Annotated in this window: 2 protein-coding genes and 1 pseudogene; 1 reads left to right on the forward strand and 2 read right to left on the reverse strand. The window is 66.1% G+C overall.

Annotated features, from left to right (window positions below; translation table 11 throughout):
- Positions 1-269: hypothetical protein (locus CCN72_RS40090; protein WP_208638148.1), on the reverse strand; the 269-nt coding region annotated here is incomplete at its 3' end.
- On the opposite strand from CCN72_RS40090, the pseudogene CCN72_RS31390 reads away from it, so the two are divergent.
- Positions 207-1,078 (forward strand): annotated as a pseudogene (locus CCN72_RS31390) (transposase). The gene CCN72_RS40090 and the pseudogene CCN72_RS31390 overlap by 63 nt on opposite strands.
- A 2-nt stretch (positions 1,079-1,080) precedes the next feature.
- Here CCN72_RS31390 and CCN72_RS31395 read toward each other — a convergent pair.
- Positions 1,081-1,314 carry a hypothetical protein gene (locus CCN72_RS31395; protein WP_086811504.1) on the reverse strand — a complete coding sequence of 78 codons (234 nt, stop codon included), beginning with the start codon at positions 1,312-1,314 and terminating at the stop codon, positions 1,081-1,083.
- Between the last annotated feature and the right edge of the window lie 119 nt (positions 1,315-1,433).

Below are 1,433 nucleotides of genomic sequence, written 5' to 3' on the forward strand. Positions count from 1 at the left end.
GGTCTGTCGACGCCTCCGGAGTTGGCATGACTATCTCCCCCTGTCGAACGCATGGCCTGGGGGGTGTCACCGGCTCCGGAGGCGTCGACAGACCGCTGATTAGGGGCATGACCACCGGCTTCTCCGCAGGCCGGGAGGCTCTTCGTCATGTGGATGTGGCGATCGATGCCGAGGGACGGCCGGGCGGGAACGACCAGAGGACGCACGTGATCGACGTCAGCGACACCGGCGCCTTCCTCGGCCTGGACGTCGGCAAGGGTGAACACCACGCCACCGCCGTCACCGCAGCGGGGAGAAGGCGTTCGACAAGCGGCTGCCCAACAGCGAGCCCAAGCTCCGTGAGGTCTTCGCAAAGCCGCAGGCCAAGCACAGAACCGTGCTCGTCGTAGTCGACCAGCCGGCCGTCCTCACACTGCTGGAACGCTTCGGATCCTTCGCCCAGATCCGCAAGGCCGGACGCCGCAGGCTCGCGACCTTGCCACGGCCGAAAGCACCGAGCATGGCCGAGAGACTGGTCGAGGACAGGTTCACTGCGCTGGACGAGCAAACCGTGGTCGTCCCGGGAACGGACGCGGCCGCGCTGATCGCCCCGAGCCTGGCCAGCTCGCTGACCGCCCACCTTGACCAGAGGAAACTGCTGGCCGGACGGATCGAGGAACTGCTGGAGGCCCACCCTCTTTCCAAGGTCCTGACCTCGATGCCGGGCATCGGGTTCAGGGCCGGAGCCAGGATCTTGATCGACGTGGGCGACGGCAGTTCGTTCCCGTCCGCTGCCCACCTCGCCGCCTATGCCGGACTCGCCCCGGCAACCCGCAGCTCTGGTTCGTCGATCCGCGGAGAGCAACCATCCCGGAGAGGAAACAAGCAGCTCAAACGGGCCTTCTTCCTGTCCGCGTTCGCCGCCCTGGCCGACCCGGCATCCCGCACCTACTTCGACAAGAAGATCAGCCAGGGCAAGCACCACACCCACGCCCTCCTCTGCCTCGCCAGACGACGAGCCGACGTCCTCTTCGCGATGCTCCGCGACGGCACGTTCTACGAACCTCAATCCGCGGCGACCGGGGGAGGTTCAGACTGAGCTCAGTCCTCCGGCCGAAGCCGCTGACGAGCGGCCTCAAGCCGCTGGTCGTAATCAGGCGCGAACAGAGCAGGAAGTGCCTTGTCCAGCGTTCCGGCGATCCGATGGATGGGCGCCCAGATCGCCGGATCATCGATAACGCGGCTGAGTTCCGTCATCTGGAGCTTCTCCAACCAGTGCGACAGCACCAATGCCTCGTCACTCGTGAGCTTGATCGTGACCTGGTTATCGCTCATGCATGCCCCTGCGGCTCAGCCCCACCCTCGACCACACGAACCTACTGGCCTTCGACCTTGACCAAACACATAGGGGCACCCCCGCACCGGTGGCCCCCCGACCACGACCGCTGTCACCC

Origin of the sequence: Streptomyces murinus (assembly GCF_002154555.1) — a bacterium.
GTDB classification, from domain to species: domain Bacteria; phylum Actinomycetota; class Actinomycetes; order Streptomycetales; family Streptomycetaceae; genus Streptomyces; species Streptomyces murinus.

Coding starts and splice junctions, on each gene's coding strand:
- CCN72_RS31395 (WP_086811504.1), bottom strand. CDS start 1,314: ATGAGCGATAACCAGGTCACGATCAAGCTCACGAGTGACGAGGCATTG.